This window comes from Microvirga vignae (genome assembly GCF_001017175.1).
GTDB lineage: Bacteria > Pseudomonadota > Alphaproteobacteria > Rhizobiales > Beijerinckiaceae > Microvirga > Microvirga vignae.
This window is the reverse complement of record NZ_LCYG01000020.1, coordinates 96,246-114,322: the sequence shown is the minus strand read 5'-3', so window position 1 is coordinate 114,322 and position 18,077 is coordinate 96,246. Positions and strand designations below refer to the sequence as shown.

General features: G+C 58.3%; 15 protein-coding genes. 14 read left to right on the top strand and 1 reads right to left on the bottom strand.

Going from position 1 to position 18,077, the window contains the following annotated elements; genetic code table 11:
* Positions 1–328 precede the first annotated feature (328 nt).
* The 12 genes from AA309_RS08750 (at position 329) to AA309_RS08695 (ending at position 14,219) form a co-directional block, all read left to right on the top strand.
* Entirely contained in the window at positions 329–1,108 is a 780-nt protein-coding gene (locus AA309_RS08750; protein ID WP_047188616.1) for a DeoR/GlpR family DNA-binding transcription regulator, read from the top strand.
* A gap of 163 nt (positions 1,109–1,271) precedes the next feature.
* Complete coding sequence (glpD, locus tag AA309_RS08745; protein WP_047188615.1) at positions 1,272–2,798, top strand: glycerol-3-phosphate dehydrogenase; 1,527 nt, start codon at positions 1,272–1,274, stop codon at positions 2,796–2,798.
* A gap of 11 nt (positions 2,799–2,809) precedes the next feature.
* Positions 2,810–3,898, top strand: coding sequence for an ABC transporter ATP-binding protein (locus AA309_RS08740; protein WP_047188614.1), 1,089 nt, complete (start codon positions 2,810–2,812; stop codon positions 3,896–3,898).
* A gap of 10 nt (positions 3,899–3,908) precedes the next feature.
* Positions 3,909–5,009 (top strand): ABC transporter ATP-binding protein, encoded by a 1,101-nt coding sequence (locus AA309_RS08735; RefSeq protein ID WP_047188613.1) that lies wholly within the window; start codon positions 3,909–3,911, stop codon positions 5,007–5,009.
* Positions 5,006–5,902, top strand: a complete 897-nt coding sequence (locus AA309_RS08730; RefSeq protein ID WP_047188612.1) for a carbohydrate ABC transporter permease — start codon at positions 5,006–5,008, stop codon at positions 5,900–5,902. Before AA309_RS08735 ends, AA309_RS08730 begins: the two co-directional genes overlap by 4 nt.
* 104 nt (positions 5,903–6,006) lie before the next feature.
* Positions 6,007–6,783, top strand: coding sequence for a carbohydrate ABC transporter permease (locus AA309_RS08725; protein ID WP_047188740.1), 777 nt, complete (start codon positions 6,007–6,009; stop codon positions 6,781–6,783).
* A 10-nt stretch (positions 6,784–6,793) separates the two neighbouring features.
* Positions 6,794–7,075, top strand: a complete 282-nt coding sequence (locus tag AA309_RS08720) for a DUF2160 domain-containing protein (protein WP_047188611.1) — start codon at positions 6,794–6,796, stop codon at positions 7,073–7,075.
* Between the two features lie 152 nt (positions 7,076–7,227).
* A complete protein-coding gene (locus AA309_RS08715) occupies positions 7,228–8,931 on the top strand; it encodes an ABC transporter substrate-binding protein (RefSeq protein WP_425286860.1) in 1,704 nt (567 codons plus the stop codon).
* Between the two features lie 89 nt (positions 8,932–9,020).
* Positions 9,021–10,520 carry a glycerol kinase GlpK gene (glpK, locus tag AA309_RS08710; RefSeq protein ID WP_047188609.1) on the top strand — a complete coding sequence of 500 codons (1,500 nt, stop codon included), beginning with the start codon at positions 9,021–9,023 and terminating at the stop codon, positions 10,518–10,520.
* Between the two features lie 345 nt (positions 10,521–10,865).
* Entirely contained in the window at positions 10,866–11,351 is a 486-nt protein-coding gene (locus tag AA309_RS08705) for a hypothetical protein (RefSeq protein WP_047188608.1), read from the top strand.
* 187 nt (positions 11,352–11,538) lie between these two features.
* Positions 11,539–13,131 carry a right-handed parallel beta-helix repeat-containing protein gene (locus AA309_RS08700; protein WP_047188607.1) on the top strand — a complete coding sequence of 531 codons (1,593 nt, stop codon included), beginning with the start codon at positions 11,539–11,541 and terminating at the stop codon, positions 13,129–13,131.
* A gap of 239 nt (positions 13,132–13,370) precedes the next feature.
* Positions 13,371–14,219: a sulfotransferase domain-containing protein gene (locus AA309_RS08695; RefSeq protein WP_047188606.1), complete on the top strand. Its 849-nt coding sequence runs from the start codon at positions 13,371–13,373 to the stop codon at positions 14,217–14,219.
* 222 nt (positions 14,220–14,441) lie between these two features.
* On the opposite strand, the gene AA309_RS08690 is transcribed toward AA309_RS08695, so the two are convergent.
* Positions 14,442–15,740 (bottom strand): O-antigen ligase family protein, encoded by a 1,299-nt coding sequence (locus AA309_RS08690; RefSeq protein ID WP_047188605.1) that lies wholly within the window; start codon positions 15,738–15,740, stop codon positions 14,442–14,444.
* Between the two features lie 221 nt (positions 15,741–15,961).
* Between AA309_RS08690 and AA309_RS08685 the strand changes: the two genes are divergently transcribed.
* Together AA309_RS08685 and AA309_RS08680 are read left to right on the top strand one after the other, a co-directional pair.
* Positions 15,962–16,738 (top strand): WecB/TagA/CpsF family glycosyltransferase, encoded by a 777-nt coding sequence (locus tag AA309_RS08685; protein WP_052954582.1) that lies wholly within the window; start codon positions 15,962–15,964, stop codon positions 16,736–16,738.
* Positions 16,739–16,789: 51 nt separating this feature from the next.
* A complete protein-coding gene (locus tag AA309_RS08680) occupies positions 16,790–18,049 on the top strand; it encodes a glycosyltransferase family 4 protein (protein WP_052954581.1) in 1,260 nt (419 codons plus the stop codon).
* Positions 18,050–18,077 lie beyond the last annotated feature (28 nt).

Here is an 18,077-nt window from a genome sequence, read left to right as displayed (position 1 = left end):
GCGCAGATGGGCTCTGGCCCAGGGTTGATTGTGCAGCTTGGTTGCCACCTTGCTCGTGAGCGCATTCGCCGTAACTGCCGCCGCCTAGTCACATATCTTCAATCCCAACTTACCCCTCTTCCTCTGCGCTTTCCTTAAAGGTCCTCGGCTTGGCGATGCGCGAGACCGTCCTCGGGCGCAAGGGGGCATTGTTGGGCTTTCCGCGGCGGCGGCGTGGATGGGCCGTCCTTGAGGCTGCTCTGCGGCCTGGCTTGACCCGGCGATAGCCCTATGCTTCGCTTGAGGCTCGCTTTCTCGTTAAAACGGCGCAAAAACGAAAGCTCAGGCCATGGATCAGGTGCTTTCTCCTCGCCAGCAGGAAATCATCGGGATTGCGCGCCTCCACGGACGGGTGAACGTGGATGATCTGGCTGCGCGCCTCGAGGTGACACAGCAAACCATCCGCAAGGATCTGAACGAACTCTGCGAGCGACGGCTGATGACCAGGGTTCACGGAGGCGCCATCATCGCCTCGGGTGTCGAGAACGTCGCCTATGAGGCCCGGCGTCTCATCGCCCAGGCCGAGAAACAGGCCATCGGCGCGGCGACCGCCCGCCTTATTCCCAACAACAGTTCCCTCTTCATCAATATCGGGACGACCACGGAGGAAGTCGCGAGAGCGCTTCAAGATCACGAGGGACTGCTCGTCATCACCAACAATCTCAACGTTGCCAATATCCTGTACCGGCATCCCAAGATCGAGGTCATCATGACCGGCGGACCTGTGCGGCGCTCGGATGGCGCCGTCATCGGTTCGGCCGCGGTCGATTTCGTGCGGCAGTTCAAGGTGGATTATGCGGTGATCGGCACCTCGGCTATCGACGAGGACGGTTCATTGTTGGACTTTGACGTGCGCGAAGTGCGGGTGTCACGGGCCATCATCGACAATGCCCGAAAAGTTGTTCTTGTGGCCGACCACCTCAAGGCGGAGCGCTCTGCGCCTGTCCGGATTGGACACCTTCGGGAAGTCGACATGTTCGTAACGGATACGCTGTCGTCACCGCAACTGCGGGAAGTCTGCGAGGCCTCGCAGGTTGAGGTCGTGGAAGTCGGAAGTTTCGGCGAGTAGCCGCTGGTACAGATGCCTTTGGGTAGGATGCAATGTTATATTATAATATGTTTAGCTCTTCGGCCGATTTTCGTTTAGTGGATCTTGCTTTCGTTTTGAGGACTGAGTAGCCTCAAACGAATATAAAAACGAAAATCCAGCCTGGGGCTCGGGAGGAACGCCGGTGGACTCGCTTGAGGGAGCGACCTTCGACGTTGCCATCATTGGTGGTGGCGTGAATGGATGCGGGATCGCCCGGGATGCGAGCGGGCGAGGGGCGTCCGTCATTCTTTTTGAGCAAAACGACCTCGCCAGCGGCACCTCCTCCGCGTCGACCAAGCTCATCCATGGCGGTCTGCGCTATCTGGAATATTACGAGTTCCGCCTCGTGCGCGAAGCGCTGATGGAGCGCGAGGTGCTCTGGCGCATCGCGCCCCATATCGTCTGGCCGCTTCGCTTCGTCCTGCCCCACCACAAAGGCTTGCGGCCGCAATGGCTGCTGCGCCTGGGACTGGCGCTCTACGACAACATTGGTGGCCGAAAGCTCCTGCCGCCGACCCGGACCCTCAACCTGAGAGCGAATTCTGTCGGAGATCCTCTCAAGCCGGGTCTGGCCAAGGGATTTGAATATTCCGACTGCTGGGTGGACGATTCACGACTCGTTGCGCTCAATGCTCGCGATGCAGCGGAGCGTGGCGCACAGGTCCGAACCCGCACCCGCGTTGTCAGCGCCGAGCGCTCCGGCGGCCACTGGATCGTTACCGCCGAAGACCTGCGGACCGGTCGCCGGGAGCGCATTCGAGCGAAGGTGCTGATCAATGCGGCGGGGCCATGGGTGGAGAAGGTGCTGAACGGTGTGGCCCGAGCCAACATCTCCGCATCCGTGCGGCTCGTCCAGGGGAGCCACATCGTCGTGAAGAAGGTGTTCCAGCACGACCGCGCCTACATCTTCCAGAATAATGACAACCGCATCATCTTCGCGATTCCCTATCAGGGCGATTTCACACTGATTGGCACAACCGACAGGGACTACAATGGCGATCCGGCCCAGGTGAAGGCGACCGAAGAGGAGATCGCCTATCTCTGTGCCTCGGCCAGCGAGTACTTCAAGCAGCCTGTCCGCCCGGAGGATGTGGTCTGGACCTATTCAGGCGTCCGCCCGCTCTACAATGACGGTGCATCCAAAGCGCAGGAGGCCACGCGCGATTATGTGTTGGTGCTCGATGCTCCAGGCGGACAGCCGCCGATGCTGTCGATCTTCGGGGGTAAGATCACAACTTATCGGCGCCTTGCCGAGGCAGCGCTCGACAAGCTGAAAGGTTATCTTCCCGCGGCGCGAAAGCCTGCTTGGACAGGTGAAGCACCGCTTCCGGGCGGTGATTTCCCGCAGACGGGTTACGAGGCTCTGGTGGCCGAGTTGAGTGGCGCGTATCCATTCCTGGACCACGCCCTCGTTGCACGCCTCGTGCGCGCCTATGGCACCCGCACCCGAGACGTCGTGGGGAACGCTCGCTCCATGGACGACATGGGGCAGGATTTCGGTGCTGGTCTCACAGAGCGTGAAGTTCAATATCTGATGGATCAGGAGTGGGCGCTCACCGCCAATGATGTGCTCTGGCGGCGCAGCAAACTGGGATTAAGGCTTTCAGCGACCCAGACTGAGGCGCTCGACATGTTCATGCGCAATGCCGCTACTTCCAGCGCGGCTTGAAGGAATTGCCAATGACTCTTGTTCTGGAAGGAGTATCGAAGAAGGTCGGAGCATCGGTGCATATCGATGATGTCTCCATGACTTTGGAGCGAGGCTCCCTCAACGTTCTCCTGGGCGCAACGCTCGCCGGCAAGACCTCTCTCATGCGACTCATGGCAGGTCTGGATGCGCCCTCAGGCGGTCGCATTCTCGTCGATGGCAGGGACGTGACAGGCTGGCCCGTGCAGCGTCGCAGCGTCGCCATGGTCTACCAGCAATTCATCAACTATCCATCGTTGAGCGTCTACGAAAACATCGCCTCGCCACTGCGCGTCGCAGGTTTGCCAGCCTCCGAAATCGAGACGCGTGTGCAGGATGCGGCTAGGCTTCTGAAGCTCGAACCCTATCTCGACCGCAAGCCTTTGAACCTCTCGGGAGGCCAGCAGCAGCGCACAGCCATTGCACGTGCTCTGGTGAAACGAGCAGACCTCGTGCTGCTCGACGAGCCCTTGGCCAATCTCGATTATAAGCTGCGTGAGGAGTTGCGTGAGGAGCTGCCGCGCGTCTTCGCGGCGTCCGGCGCCATCTTCGTCTATGCGACCACCGAGCCTTCCGAGGCGCTGCTTCTCGGCGGCAACACGGCGACCTTATTTGAGGGCCGCGTGACCCAATTCGGCACGACGCCACAGGTGTATCGCAAGCCCCAAGATCTCGTCACGGCGCGCGTGTTTTCCGATCCGCCGCTCAACACGCTGACGATCCGCAAATCGGGCGGATCTGCGACATTGAGCACCGGTGGACAGGTTCTTGCCACCGATGTTCTCGCGACCGTTCCTGACGGAGATTACACGGTGGGCTTCCGGGCTCACCACTTAAGCCTCGTATCCTCGGGCGGTGATGAGATCACTATTCCGGCCTCCGTGTCCGTTGCTGAGATCACGGGCTCCGAGAGCTATGTGCATCTCGATGCCGGGGAGCACCGGTTCGTCTCCCTTGTCCCGGGTGTGCAACGCCTGGAGCCGGGTCTTTCCATCACCGCGTACCTCGACCCTCGCCACCTCTTCCTGTTCGATCCGACTGGCCGACTTGCCGCCGCCAGCACGGCACAGAAAGCCGCGTGAGGAGAGATCCATGGCTCGTATCACACTCGATCATCTCGCCCACGCCTACAAGCCGAACCCGCAGGCTCCGCAGGATTATGCCTTGAAGGAGATCAATCACGTGTGGAGCCAAGGCGGCGCCTACGCACTGCTGGGACCCTCCGGCTGCGGCAAGACCACTCTTCTCAACATCATCTCAGGGCTGGTGCGCCCCACCCGTGGCCGCATCCTGTTCGATGATCGCGACGTGACGGACCTTCCCACGGAAGCACGCAATATCGCGCAGGTGTTCCAGTTTCCTGTCGTTTACGACACGATGACAGTGCGCGAGAACCTCGCTTTTCCACTGAAGAACCGCCATGTTCCGAGGGACAAGACGGCTCAGCGGGTGGAGGAGATCGCGCGCCTGCTCGACCTGACCTCCGTGCTTAACCGCAAGGCGAGCAACCTCACGGCCGACATGAAGCAGAAGATATCACTGGGGCGCGGCCTCGTGCGTCCGGACGTGGCGGCGATCCTCTTCGACGAGCCGCTGACGGTGATTGATCCGCATCTCAAGTGGCAGCTGCGCTCCACTCTCAAGGAAATTCACCGCGCCCTCGACATCACCATGATCTACGTCACCCATGACCAGACCGAAGCGCTGACTTTCGCCGACAAGGTCGTGGTGATGCATGATGGCGCGGTGGTGCAGACCGGCACGCCGGATGAGCTGTTCGAGCGCCCGGCCCATACGTTCGTGGGTCACTTCATCGGCTCTCCGGGCATGAACATCCTGCCCTGCCGCGTGGAGGGGGCAACCGCTTATCTCGGCAACGAATCCGTGGCTCTCCAGCGCGGCTATCGCAGCCTGCCAGGAACTGACCGGATCGAGCTCGGCATTCGGCCCGAGTTCGTTCGGCTCCAGCCGAAAGGCACAGGGCTGCCCGTGCGGATCCGGCGTATCGACGATATCGGGCGCGCACGCATCGCTCGCGTGGAGATGAACGGACGCGTGCTGGCCGCGAGTGTCCCCGAAAATCTCTCCGTCAGCGGCGATGAGGCAGGGCTCCATCTCGACCCGCATCACATTCACATCTATGCCGATGGGCATCTGGTTGCCGGTGAAGCACTGGGAGGGCATGCAACATGACGAAAACCCTCAACAACAAGGCCTGGCTCCTGGTCCTGCCCGTCTTTCTCATCGTGGCGTTCTCGGCCGTTCTGCCGCTTATGACCGTTGTGAACTATTCCGTGCAGGACACCTTTGGAAACAATCAGTTCTTCTGGAACGGCGTCGGCTGGTTCCAGGAGCTGCTCGATCCCTCGACGGACCTTGGCGGACGCTTCTTCGACTCGCTCTGGCGTACCCTGTTGTTCTCCGCGATTATTCTTCTGATCGAGGTGCCGCTCGGCATTGCAGTCGCTCTCTCTATGCCGCGCGAGGGGTGGACCGTGGCGCTCAGCCTCGTGCTCATGGCTCTGCCGCTGCTGATCCCCTGGAACGTGGTCGGTACGATCTGGCAGGTTTTCGCCCGCAGCGACATTGGCCTGCTCGGCTGGGTCGTGAACCATCTCGGGATCGACTACAACTACACGGGCGACCCGCTGGACGCATGGATTACCATCATCGTCATGGATGTATGGCACTGGACGAGCCTCGTCGCGCTCCTGTGCTATGCCGGTCTGAAATCCATCCCGGACGCCTACTACCAGGCAGCGCGCATCGACGGTGCTTCGCGCTGGGCCGTGTTCCGCACGATCCAGCTGCCGAAGATGCGGCGCGTGCTGCTGATTGCCGTTCTCCTGCGCTTCATGGACTCGTTCATGATCTACACGGAGCCCTTCGTGCTCACCGGAGGCGGCCCGGGCAATGCCACGACCTTCCTGTCCATCGACCTGGTGAAGCTCGCGCTCGGACAATTCGACCTCGGCAAGGCGGCGGCCATGTCGCTGGTCTACAACTTGATCATCCTTGCCATCTGCTGGGTCTTCTACACCATCATGACCAATGTGGATGCGCAGAAGGAGAGGGCTGAGGCATGACCGATTCCGTTGCTATCCGGCCATCCGACGTCAAGACCTCCGCAGCGCCGCTCGCTGCGAACAAGGTCCTTGCCGGACCGCGTGTGAACGGGCGCGTGGTGGTGATGACACTCTATATCCTGTTCCTGATGTTGCCGATCTACTGGCTCGTGAACATGAGCCTCAAGACGAACACGGAGATCACCTCCGGCCTCACGCTTTGGCCCCGCAATCTCACTTTCGACAACTACATCACCATCTTCACGGATCAGAGCTGGTATTCGGGCTACATCAACTCGCTGTCCTATGTGCTGATCAACACGGTTCTGTCGATCGCCTTCGCGCTTCCTGCGGCATACGCGTTCTCACGCTATCGCTTCCTCGGCGATAAGCATTTGTTCTTCTGGCTGCTCACCAACCGCATGGCGCCGCCAGCAGTCTTCGCGCTGCCCTTCTTCAATCTCTATTCGGCGATCGGCCTGTTCGATACGCCATGGGCCGTCGCCTTGGCGCATTGCCTGTTCAATGTGCCTCTTGCGGTCTGGATCCTCGAAGGGTTCATGTCGGGCGTGCCGCGCGAGATCGACGAGACGGCCGCCATCGACGGGTATTCCTTCCCGCGCTTCTTCGTGAAGATCTTCATGCCTCTGATCGCCTCGGGTGTCGGTGTCGCGGCGTTCTTCTGCTTCATGTTCTCCTGGGTCGAGCTTCTGCTCGCGCGCACGCTGACCTCGGTGACCGCCAAACCTATCGCGGCCACCATGACGCGTACCGTGTCAGCTTCTGGCATGGACTGGGGATTGCTCGCCGCAGCGGGCGTTCTCACCATCATTCCCGGCGCGCTCGTGATCTGGTTCGTCCGCAACTACATCGCCAAGGGCTTCGCCCTGGGCCGGGTCTAAGGAGGTTCGCATGCCAGATCTCAGCTGGATGGCCTGGACATGGCAGACGGCATTGTTCTTCGTCGGCATTGCGGGCCTACTCGTCATCATGACTCTGTTGGCAATCTATCGGCCGGAAACCGAGCGGGTCGGAATCCTGCGCATTCCGACCACGCGGGGCGATCGCCTTTTCATTTCTTTGTTGGGCTCTGCCTTCATCCACCTTGCGTGGCTTGGGCTTGTCGGGCCCGACCTGTGGTGGGCCTCGGGCCTGTCGCTCCTTTATGCCGTGCTGGTGTTCCGCACGGTGTGAGAGGAGGCAGGCTCCAAGAATTTCTTCGGGTTGCCCGTGCCGAAGAAGACAACGGTGAGAAAGCCGGACAGGGCATCGTTTGGGAGGAATAAATGAAACTGACCCAATCTCATCGGCGCTTGAGGCTCTTTGTCTCGACGAGCGTCATTGCCATGGCGCTTGGCACCGGCGCTGCTCTGGCGGGCATGGAGGAAGCCCGTCGCTGGATCGATAGCGAGTTCCAGCCCTCGACGCTCTCCAAGGACGATCAGCTCAAGGAGATGGAATGGTTCGTGAATGCAGCGAAGCCCTTCGCCGGCATGGAAATCAACGTGGTTTCCGAGACCATCACGACCCATGAATACGAGGCGAAGACGCTCGCCAAGGCATTCTCGGAAATCACCGGCATCAAGCTCACCCACGACCTCATTCAGGAAGGCGACGTGGTGGAGAAGATCCAGACGCAGATGCAGTCCGGACGCAACATCTATGATGCCTGGGTCAACGATTCCGACCTCATCGGCACGCATTTCCGTTATAAGCAGGCTGTTGCGCTCGACGACTGGATGGCGGGCGAAGGCAAGGACGTGACCTCGCCGACCCTCGACATCAACGACTTCATCGGCAAATCCTTCACCACGGCGCCCGATGGCAAGATGTATCAGCTGCCGGACCAGCAGTTCGCGAACGTGTATTGGTTCCGCTACGACTGGTTCCAGCGCCCGGACCTGAAGGAGAAGTTCAAGGCCAAGTACGGCTACGATCTTGGCGTGCCGGTGAACTGGTCGGCCTATGAAGACATCGCCGAATTCTTCACCAATGACGTGAAGGAAATCGACGGCGTCAAGGTTTATGGCCACATGGACTACGGCAAGAAGGACCCGTCGCTCGGCTGGCGCTTCACCGATGCGTGGCTCTCCATGGCCGGCAATGGCGACAAGGGCATTCCGAACGGCCTGCCCGTGGACGAGTGGGGCATCCGCATGGAAGGCTGTCGTCCGGTCGGTTCCTCCGTCGAACGCGGTGGCGATACAAATGGTCCCGCCGCCGTCTATTCGATTACCAAGTATCTCGACTGGATGAAGAAATATGCCCCGCCACAGGCCAACGGCATGAACTTCTCCGAGTCCGGCCCTGTGCCTGCCCAAGGCAACGTCGCCCAGCAGATCTTCTGGTATACGGCGTTTACGGCCGACATGGTGAAGCCAGGCTTGCCCGTCGTGAACCAGGACGGAACGCCCAAATGGCGCATGGCTCCTTCGCCGCATGGCTCCTATTGGAAGGAAGGCATGAAGCTCGGCTATCAGGATGCGGGTTCCTGGACGCTTCTGAAGTCCACGCCGGTCGAGCGCCGTAAGGCCGCTTGGCTCTACGCTCAGTTCGTGACCTCGAAGACGGTCTCGCTGAAGAAGAGCCATGTCGGCCTTACCTTCATCCGCGAAAGCGACATCTGGGACAAGAGCTTCACCGAGCGCGCGCCGAAGCTCGGCGGCCTGATCGAGTTCTACCGCTCGCCAGCCCGCGTGCAGTGGACGCCCACCGGCAACAACGTGCCGGACTATCCGAAGCTCGCCCAGCTCTGGTGGCAGAACATCGGTGACGCGGCCTCCGGCGCCAAGACTCCGCAGGAAGCGATGAACTCGCTTGCCGCAGCCCAGGACGAGGTGCTCGGCCGTCTCGAGCGCGCCAACGTGCAGGGCGAGTGCGGACCGAAGCTGAACCCGAAGACTTCGGCAGAGGAGTGGTTCAAGAAGGCCGAAGCCTCTGGCAACATCGCGCCCCAGCGCAAGCTGGCGAACGAGAAGCCGAAGGGTGAGACGGTCGATTACGACACGCTCATCAAGAGCTGGCCGGCCAATCCGCCGAAGCGCAGCTAAACAAGTCCGGCCCCGCCTTTACGAGGGCGGGGCCTTTTAGAATCCATGTGCTCTGAAACATCCTTCAGACACAATGTTCCGGGGAAGTCATGAGCCTTGTTCTCGCGATAGACCAGGGGACCACGTCGTCCCGCGCCATCCTGTTCTCGGCGGACATGTCCATCGTTGCCGTCGCACAACGGGAGTTTCCTCAGCATTATCCCGCATCCGGCTGGGTCGAGCATGAACCGGAGGATCTGTGGGAGACCGTCGTGGAGATGGGCCGCGAGGTGCTCCGCAAGGCAGATGCCCGTCCTGCGGATGTGGCGACCATCGGCATCACCAACCAGCGCGAGACAGTGCTTGTCTGGGATCGTCGTACAGGCCAGCCGATCCATCGGGCAATCGTCTGGCAGGATCGCCGGACGGCGGAATTGTGCGCGCGGCTGAAGAGCGAAGGGCATGAAGATCTTATCCGGTCGCGCACCGGATTGCTCCTGGACCCTTATTTTTCCGGCACCAAGATCGCCTGGATTCTCGACAATGTTCCGGGTGCGCGCGCCCGCGCGGAGCGAGGTGAACTCGCGTTTGGAACGGTGGATACGTTCCTGGTATGGCGTCTGACCGGCGGCGAAGTCCACGCGACCGATGCCACGAATGCAAGCCGCACGCTTCTCTACGATATTCATCGCGGCGATTGGGACGACGATCTTCTGAACCTCTTCGGCATCCCACGCTCCATGCTTCCAGAGGTGCGTGACTGTTCTGCCTCCTATGGCATGAGCCTGTCCGAGCATTTTGGGGCCGCGATCCCGATCTGCGGCGTTGCCGGCGACCAGCAGGCAGCGACGGTTGGACAAGCCTGCTTCACGCCCGGCATGGCCAAGTCGACCTACGGCACCGGATGCTTTGCGCTGTTGAATACCGGAGACACGCCTGTCGCCTCCCGCAACCGTCTCCTGACGACCATCGCATACCAGTTCGGCGGCAAACCCATCTATGCCCTTGAAGGCTCGATCTTCATTGCGGGTGCTGCCGTGCAATGGCTGCGTGATGGGCTCGGCATCATCAAGAGCGCCGCGGAGTCCGGTGAGTTGGCCCGCGACGCGGATCCTGCTCAATCCGTATACCTGGTGCCGGCCTTCGTCGGGCTCGGCGCGCCATACTGGGACCCGGATTGCCGAGGAGCTCTGTTCGGCCTCACCCGGGCGACCGGCCCTCGGGAGATCGCCCACGCGGCCCTGGAAAGCGTTTGCTACCAGACGCTCGACCTCTTGGATGCCATGCACGATGATTGGTCTGGCAGCGATGGGGAGGGAACCGTGCTGCGTGTAGACGGCGGCATGGTTGCCTCCGATTGGGCGATGCAGCGCCTCGCCGACATCCTTGGGGCTCCTGTCGATCGACCTGAGGTGAAGGAGACAACCGCTCTGGGCGCGGCCTATCTTGCAGGTCTGCATGCCGGAATCTTCCCCGATCCTGTGGCTTTTGCCGATATGTGGCGTTTGGAGACGCGCTTTCTGCCATCCCTGCCAGAGACCTTGCGGGTCGAGAAAGTGAACGGCTGGCGCGATGCTGTCTCGCGAACGCTGACACACCCGCCTCGGTAATCCCGGCCGACTCATCCTGATCCAGGTTTGTTGGATCGAGCTGCAAGATCTTGGTCAGCATGTCCGAGATTTGACGCCTTATACATCCTTGACAGGGATGTCGGGCGCCTGAAGGCAGTTATAGCCATGTAAACGGCGGATCATCTCTCTTGTTCTTGCTTTGCGCAGCCTGGAGAGTCTTTCACAATTCTCTTCGTTGGCGCGGAAGAGTGGAACGCGAGCTAGCTCGTTATGGCAGGTGGCGTTTGCAACTGACTTCTGACAAGCATTAGATCCTCACCATCAGCAAGGCTCTCATTCTTCCGATCCGCTGATGGTTCACGATGGGGCTGACGGGAGATACAGATGTGGTGGGCTGTCCTGGCTGGATTAGGAGCCGCCCTGATCGGCCTCACGTCCTTTGCGGCCAATGCCAGCACACCACGGTTTGAGATAACAATAGAGGGCGGAACATTGACCCGCAGCGACGTGGAGAAGGCGCTCGGTATATTCATGAAGCATTGCTCGTACCTGAGCCAGCATCAGGGCGATCTGGTCATGTTCAAAGCCTTGGTCAAGCCGGAGTACATTTCCGAGCGCCTGCAACGGGGTTGGAAAACCGAGATTTACGTCACGCTCAAAATATCCGACCAGCCCAATACGATACCAGCCCGCATTCGAGGAATTGGCCGAACCGCTGGTCAGTTGCTGTATTTTAATATCGGAGGAGGGGAGACTCCAGGAATCACGGGAGCCAAGCGGATATCGCAATTTGCCTGTGGTCTGCCCCCCAATCGCCGCGGGACCGATAGCTTTAAGTCTGTTCCAGAATTGTCCTTTCTCCAATACTGATCAGGCAGCGATCAGAATTTCCCGAGACCATACGGGTGCTTGAATCTTGCTGGAAGCGCAGAGTGCGTTGCTTGCGTCGCGCTTAATTTTCAGATCTTACGTATAGACACGCTTCGGCGTTGTTGCTAATAAGCATTATTATTCAAATATATAAGAATATTTTCTTTTTTTATAATTGGGGCATACGATGTATTTATTGCAGGCTGTTCAGCCGACTGATGTTATTTGGGTATCCGCTGGCGGACGCACGGGCGGAGCGGGAACTGAGACTGATCCTGTCAAAACGATCCAAGAGGCTGTCAATCGCGCCAAGCCCGGAACCGCCGTGATGGTCAAGGCTGGTGTTTACACCGAGAATGTAACGCTCCGGACGAACGGTGCTCAGGACCTACCGATTCAAATCATTTCTGCGGATGGCCGTGGCAAAGCCCAGATCAAGCCAGCAGACAACGCGAAAGACACACTCCAAGTCGCAGGCGTGGATCATATCGTGATCGACGGCATGAGCATTGCTGGACCCACATCTGCATCCCGCAATGCGGTGCATGTGTATGTGAACCTCAATAACACCTTCGATCCTCCGAAGAACATTGTCCTCAAGAACAATGACATCGCCGCTCTCGCTGGCGACGGTATCAAGGTCAGCAAGGCCGAATATGTCTATGTCCTGAATAACCGCATCACCGGCTCGACGGGTGAGGAGGAGGGTATCGACTTCGTGGGTGTGCATCACGGTGTGATTGGCCACAATGAAATCAAGGGCGCTCACGGTGCGGCAATCAATATCAAGGGTGGCTCCTACGACATCCTGGTCGAGGGCAACCATATCGATGGTGCGGGTAAGCACGGGATCGGCGTTGGCGGCTATACGGGAGAGGAGTTCTTCTGGCCCGGCTTCATTGGTACGGAAAGCTACGAGGCCCGCGACATTCGCGTGGTCGGCAATGAAGTCGAGAACACGGCTCATCAGGGCATCCGTGTGCTCGGTGCCCAGTCGGTGGAACTGACCGGTAATTGGATCCATGACATTGTTCATACCAAGGCAATCGGTGTCTCCGCGGCAGGCAGCACGTTCCATACTCCTGCGTGGGAGAGCAAGGATGTGACTCTGCAGGGCAACTGGCTCGACAAGACAGACTGGCTTGGTCTCGCGAGCGCCCTGGACAGCACGAAGCTGATCAGCAACTACGCCGGCAGCACAGGCCCGTCCGTTTGGGAAGGGGTTGGAGTGACGCCTTACTATGAGACGTCAGGCTCCGTGCAGACGGATGAGACGGAAGACTCTCAGACTCCATCTCCTTCTTCGAGCATACCTCCAAGCACGATTGACCAATCCTCCTGGATCAAGGGCGGAAGCGGTGCCGATGTTCTGAAGGGAAACAATAGCGCCAACATCATCTGGGGCGCCGGGGGGCATGATAGCCTGACCGGCGGATCAGGGGCGGATACATTCGTATTCAGCGAGGCAAAGGCCGCCAGCTCCGACACCATCCTCGATTTCTCCAACAGCGCGGATCGGATCGGCATCATGGCCGCCGGCTTCGGACTGCGCGAAGGGGCAGGCCTGCGGAATGGGGACCTTGAAGCCAGCTATTTCAAGACGGTGTCGGGAACGTCGAAGCAAGGCAGTGCTCTGGGGCATGGCCAGTTCTTGTACAATAAGACATCCTATAAGCTGATGTGGGACAGTGACGGCGCTGGAGCTGCAGAAGCGGCCTTGCTGGCGACGTTCAAGAAAGGCGTTCTGCTCACAGCAGATCATTTCATGATTGTGGCATAAGCGTCCGAAGAGAGATGAGGCAGAGAGGGTGGCCTATCTGCCTCATGTGCATCACTGACCAGACATCCTGTATCCTCCAGCATCAATGTTCGATGAACAGGATGCTGAGGTACCTGTGAAAGGCGCCCGCTATCTAGAATGGGCTAACTCTACAGATATATGGGAAACACTTTGGAGAGTTCGTAAAGTACGCCCGCCTATCAGACATTTGCGTTAAGCGGGATGGGGAAGGGACTCTCATGCTTCCAAACTTCGTGTTTATCGGGCCGACCAAGAGCGGTACGAGCTGGATCGATACCTACTTGCGGGCGCGAAACGATGTCGTCCTGCCGCTGACCCTGAAAGAGACAGTCTTCTTCGATAAAAGATTTCACAAAGGCCTCGAATGGTACGAGTCGCATTTCAGCGATGGGAGGCAAGGAGTTTGTGTCGAGGTTGCGCCGACACTATTCGGAAAGCCTGAGGCCACGAAGCGTTTGGCGCAAATCCTTCCCACGGCTCATGTGATCTGTACTCTCAAGAACCCGATCGATCGTGCTGTGTCGCACTATTTCCACTATCTCAAATGTGGCGTACCTGATGTCGGGTTTGAACGAATGGTGGAGATGCACAAAGACATCATCCACTCGGGCCTCTACTATCAGAATCTGCGCGTCTGGCTGGACCTTTTGGGAGCTGACCGGGTCCACGTCCTCTTGGAAGAAGAAATGAGGGCCAATCTCAACGGCTTTTGCGAGAAGATGTGCAAGCTCCTCGGTATTCCCTTCATCGCACCAAGCTCCGAACTTTCCAAGGCCTTCGTGAACGAGGCAAGCGTTCCGAAATTCAAGGCTCTTGCCCGATTGACCCGGTTCGGGGCCGATGAATTGAGAGGACTCGGGGCCGGCTATCTGGTCAGCAAATTGAATCTTGCCCCCCTGAAGAAGCTGGTCTTCGGGCCCGTGCCGAGTGCCCAGCACAAGCAAGAGATCCGCCGGCAGGCGCTTCAATATTCCGATCTTCTGCTTGCAGATATTGAGAAGCTCGAAGAGATGATCGGAATCAATCTGCCTCATTGGAGAGCGCCGGCCGAAGCAGGAACGGCTTGAGACATCTCTGCACTCCGGCTCCTTCAAACGGTTCCCTCTCGCAGGATGGCGAGATATTCCCTTGTTGACGCATACTGCGCGAGGCTTATGCGGCATGTCCGGCCTTGCGCCAGGGGCTTGGTGCAGAAAAAACCACGTCGTATCTGATCCAGCCGGCTGCTCTCGAAGCAGCATTCGCTAGAGTGTTCTTGGTCGCCAAGCTACCGAGATCCTCTCTCGGCCTCAGCTTGTCATCGGGCCGTACTTTCCTGAGCCGAGCGGGATATTGATCTGAACTGGTAATACTTGTTGCGAAGCTGCAGTCTCGATCTGCGTGAGCTTTACATACAAGAGGACCGGCAGAACCCAATATATGCTGTTGTACTGGAGGAGGAAGGACGCCACCCAATTACCTGAGATGATAAAAATCAGCACAACGAGCCCAAGAGCGACAGCTTCCGTCTGTTTAGGCGAAAGAAGGATCCGCCTCAGTTTGAAGACGAGGATTGCATAGAACGCTAGAGTTATGGAGAGCCCGAAGACTCCAACATCAAGGAGCAGGTCGAGATAACCGTTATGGGCATGCGTCATGGTTCCACCCATCCGCATGAACACGCCAGCGGCAATCATCTCCCATCCGGTGCCGTAACCGCCACCTAGGAAAATGTTGTTCCCGAGAGAACTCAGGGCGGCGCTCCAAATATCACTCCGGCCGGTGAGGGTGGGGTCCTTACCCAGAATGTTCAGCACTTCCGTCACGATCACATTGGAGATCAGGGAGACGAAGAGGCCGATTGGAAGGGTGACAATGATGACCAGAGATCGGAACTGCAGCGGCATGCCTCTCAGCCAGAGCAGCATGATCAGACCTATTGCAGGCAGGATGGCGAGAACAACCGCCTGACCCGAGTGAGAGCCGCCGATCAGAGCTATCGCGGACAGCCACCCGGTCAAATAGACCCAGCGCCACTTCTGGCGGATGAGAAAGGCAACCAGAAAGATAGTGGATGCAAGAGCCAGCATGCGGCCGAAGTCGTTCTTATGGCCCAGCATTCCTCTCCAGGCCCCAAAGTGGCTCGGATTGATGGTATTGGTCGGATTGTGAATGCCGAAGTTCGGAAAGGCGAAGATGGAAACGTAGCTGCTGATGCAGACAAGGGCCATTGCTCCCAGCAGCAGATTCATGATGGTCCGCGTCGTAAAGCGTTCGCCGAGCCAGATGGCGAATACGGTCGTGATGATGAGAGAGCCGCATCTGCGAAAAGCGACTCCTGGAGATACTGACCAGGAGATGGAGGCAACGGCCACGAGCACCGGAATGAACACGATCCAGTACCGAAGCAAAGCCTTTGGACGCATAGCCAACAAGAGGAATGCCACGCCGCCGATTGCGAGCCCGAGCATCCGATAGTGCGGAGAACCTGCCCCATCGACACCCACGGCAAGCTCGTCGGGGGACATGATGGCAATCAATGAGCCCGTCATGAAGAACAGGGCGGTAACAGCATAGATTTTTTCGACAAGTCTGAAAATGCTATTCATACCATGCTGCTTCTTGCCATACTGCTTCTTGGTTCGCTTCAGAGATCTTCTTCCCGGATGAATTCTCGGGAATGTAAAGCAAGCCGGGTACCACGGCTGAGCGCTCAATGGATGTAGAGGCGTCACCCAAGTGGCAATTTCGGCGTACAGCCAATGACCGAGCGACGGCATGGCAGTGCTTTTCTAAGCTCTAGTAAAGGAACATTCGTTCGGGTGGGGCCATGAAGCACGTCTTCGGGATCAACTTCTCTTCGCTGACACAGCAAGCCATCGTGGATCTCGTTACGCAGGATATACCAAATGGATCCGGTCCACGCCTTGTCGTGACCACAAACCTGGATCATGTGGTGAATTTGACGCGACGAGCCGATTACCGTGCCGCTTACGGGTCAGCTTGGATCTCGACAGCAGACGGTTGGCCCGTTTACCTCTATGCACGTCTTCGAGGGGTGAAGCTGCCAGCCCGCGTGACAGGCGCAGACCTTGTTCAATCTCTCTTCGGCTGCTGGGATCCTGCGCGCCACAGAGTTTTTATGATTGGAAGCAACCAGGAGGCCTGCGAACGGCTGACCAAGCGGCTCACCTCCCAAGGTTTTGATCCGGCGTCCGTTGCATGGGTTGTACCGCCATTAGGGTTTGAATATGACCACACCTGTTCGACCAATATGGCGCAACAGGTAGCCAAACACGGAACCACTCATCTCCTGATGGGGATCGGCTCTCCGAAGTCAGAGGTGTGGGTTCATCAGCATCGTCAGATTCTTGGCGGCTTGTATGCCTTCGGTCTGGGTGCGGGCCTTGATTTTCTCGCGGGAACACAGCGACGTGCGCCTCCATTCATGCGCCGCATCGGCATGGAGTGGTTCTGGCGCCTAGCCCAGGAGCCGCGCAGACTTGCGCCGCGCTATCTCCTCAATTCCTGGCGTTTTCTGATCGCGGTCGCAAAGGATCTGCAGAGCCCGATGCCTTTGTCGCTGGAAGGCAGCGATCGCTCATAAGTCAACGACCTCAACGCTCATGACTGCTTAGACAAAAAGGACGCTCACGCGATGTATCACGTCTGCATGATTCACCCGTTTGATCCCCGTGGTGCAAAGGTGGGCGGTATCGAGACTTATGTCAGGGATTACATCACCTACCATCCCGAGGATATGGAACTGCTTCTGGTTGGTGTCGATGGATTCGGAGATTTGGAGATCGGTAAGATCTCGGAGATCGAGTTTCGAGGACGCAGGATAAAGTTTCTTCCCATCGCCTACTACAACGATCAGCAGACGAACGAATATGCGGCTAAGTTGAAAGACTCGCTCACATTCAACTTCATGCTGCAACTGATCCTGCATTGGCGGACAATCCGATGCTACACTTCATCCACCCGGGCCACGGTCGAGCTTCGCCGTGTCGAGTTCGCTCCCTTTGCGGCTTTGCTCGGAAGACCCTTCATTCAAATGCTCCATGATGGGGCAGAAAGCAAAAGCAGCAGCATGAGCTCGCTTTTGAAGAAGTACTGGTTCATCAAGGAGTTCGGCGATTACCTTGCCCTTAATCTCTGCAGCAAGTTCTACTGCGTGAACGAGAACCTCACGAACCGGCTCAAGGCCATGAGCCCGCGTTGTGCAGGCAAACTCGGCACCTTAACGACATGGGCGGACAAGGATACTTTCCGGCCCACAGAGTTTGATCTCAGCTCAAACAAGCTGAATATCGTCTACGCTGGGCGTCTCGATCTTTTCAAGAACCCTGGTCTCATGTTCCGGACCATCGAGGAGGTCAGCCGGCTGACCGACGGCATGGTCAACTTTCACTACATCGGAGACGGCAATATGGAGGCCTTTCAGGAGTTCGACGCCATTCGCGGCGTGACGGTTCGGCACGGTCGCAGGAAGGCATCGGAAATCGCAGGCATCTTGTCCTCCGTGCATATCGGCATTCTCACGTCTGAGTTCGAAGGTATGCCGCGTTTTGTGATGGAGACATTATCCGCTGGCAGGCCAGTTTGTGCATTTCACCTGCCGCAGCTTGAGCAGGTCGTTCTTGAAGGGAAAAGCGGAGTCCTTGTTCCTCGCTCTCCGACAGAAGTTCAAGACCTGGCAGCCAAAATTGTCGATACCTGGAAATCAATTCAGAGCGGGCAAATAAGGCCGAGCCTCGTCGCTGACACTGTAGCTCCATATTCGCCGGAGCGCCTCCTGTCTCGAATTTTTGGAGATCACCGGCGCTTGCAGGGGCTGCCGGCACAGAATGCCGATCTCGCAACTGAGGCTGGTCTGCCACCGCTCGCTGTCAGCGGAAATGAGCGGCGCGAATAATGAATCTCTGGTGTGAATGATTGAACGA

Coding starts and splice junctions, on each gene's coding strand:
- AA309_RS08750 (WP_047188616.1), top strand. CDS start 329: ATGGATCAGGTGCTTTCTCCTCGCCAGCAGGAAATCATCGGGATTGCG.
- AA309_RS08740 (WP_047188614.1), top strand. CDS start 2,810: ATGACTCTTGTTCTGGAAGGAGTATCGAAGAAGGTCGGAGCATCGGTG.
- AA309_RS08735 (WP_047188613.1), top strand. CDS start 3,909: ATGGCTCGTATCACACTCGATCATCTCGCCCACGCCTACAAGCCGAAC.
- AA309_RS08730 (WP_047188612.1), top strand. CDS start 5,006: ATGACGAAAACCCTCAACAACAAGGCCTGGCTCCTGGTCCTGCCCGTC.
- AA309_RS08725 (WP_047188740.1), top strand. CDS start 6,007: ATGACACTCTATATCCTGTTCCTGATGTTGCCGATCTACTGGCTCGTG.
- AA309_RS08720 (WP_047188611.1), top strand. CDS start 6,794: ATGCCAGATCTCAGCTGGATGGCCTGGACATGGCAGACGGCATTGTTC.
- AA309_RS08715 (WP_425286860.1), top strand. CDS start 7,228: ATGGCGCTTGGCACCGGCGCTGCTCTGGCGGGCATGGAGGAAGCCCGT.
- glpK (WP_047188609.1), top strand. CDS start 9,021: ATGAGCCTTGTTCTCGCGATAGACCAGGGGACCACGTCGTCCCGCGCC.
- AA309_RS08705 (WP_047188608.1), top strand. CDS start 10,866: ATGTGGTGGGCTGTCCTGGCTGGATTAGGAGCCGCCCTGATCGGCCTC.
- AA309_RS08700 (WP_047188607.1), top strand. CDS start 11,539: ATGTATTTATTGCAGGCTGTTCAGCCGACTGATGTTATTTGGGTATCC.
- AA309_RS08695 (WP_047188606.1), top strand. CDS start 13,371: ATGCTTCCAAACTTCGTGTTTATCGGGCCGACCAAGAGCGGTACGAGC.
- AA309_RS08690 (WP_047188605.1), bottom strand. CDS start 15,740: ATGAATAGCATTTTCAGACTTGTCGAAAAAATCTATGCTGTTACCGCC.
- AA309_RS08685 (WP_052954582.1), top strand. CDS start 15,962: ATGAAGCACGTCTTCGGGATCAACTTCTCTTCGCTGACACAGCAAGCC.
- AA309_RS08680 (WP_052954581.1), top strand. CDS start 16,790: ATGTATCACGTCTGCATGATTCACCCGTTTGATCCCCGTGGTGCAAAG.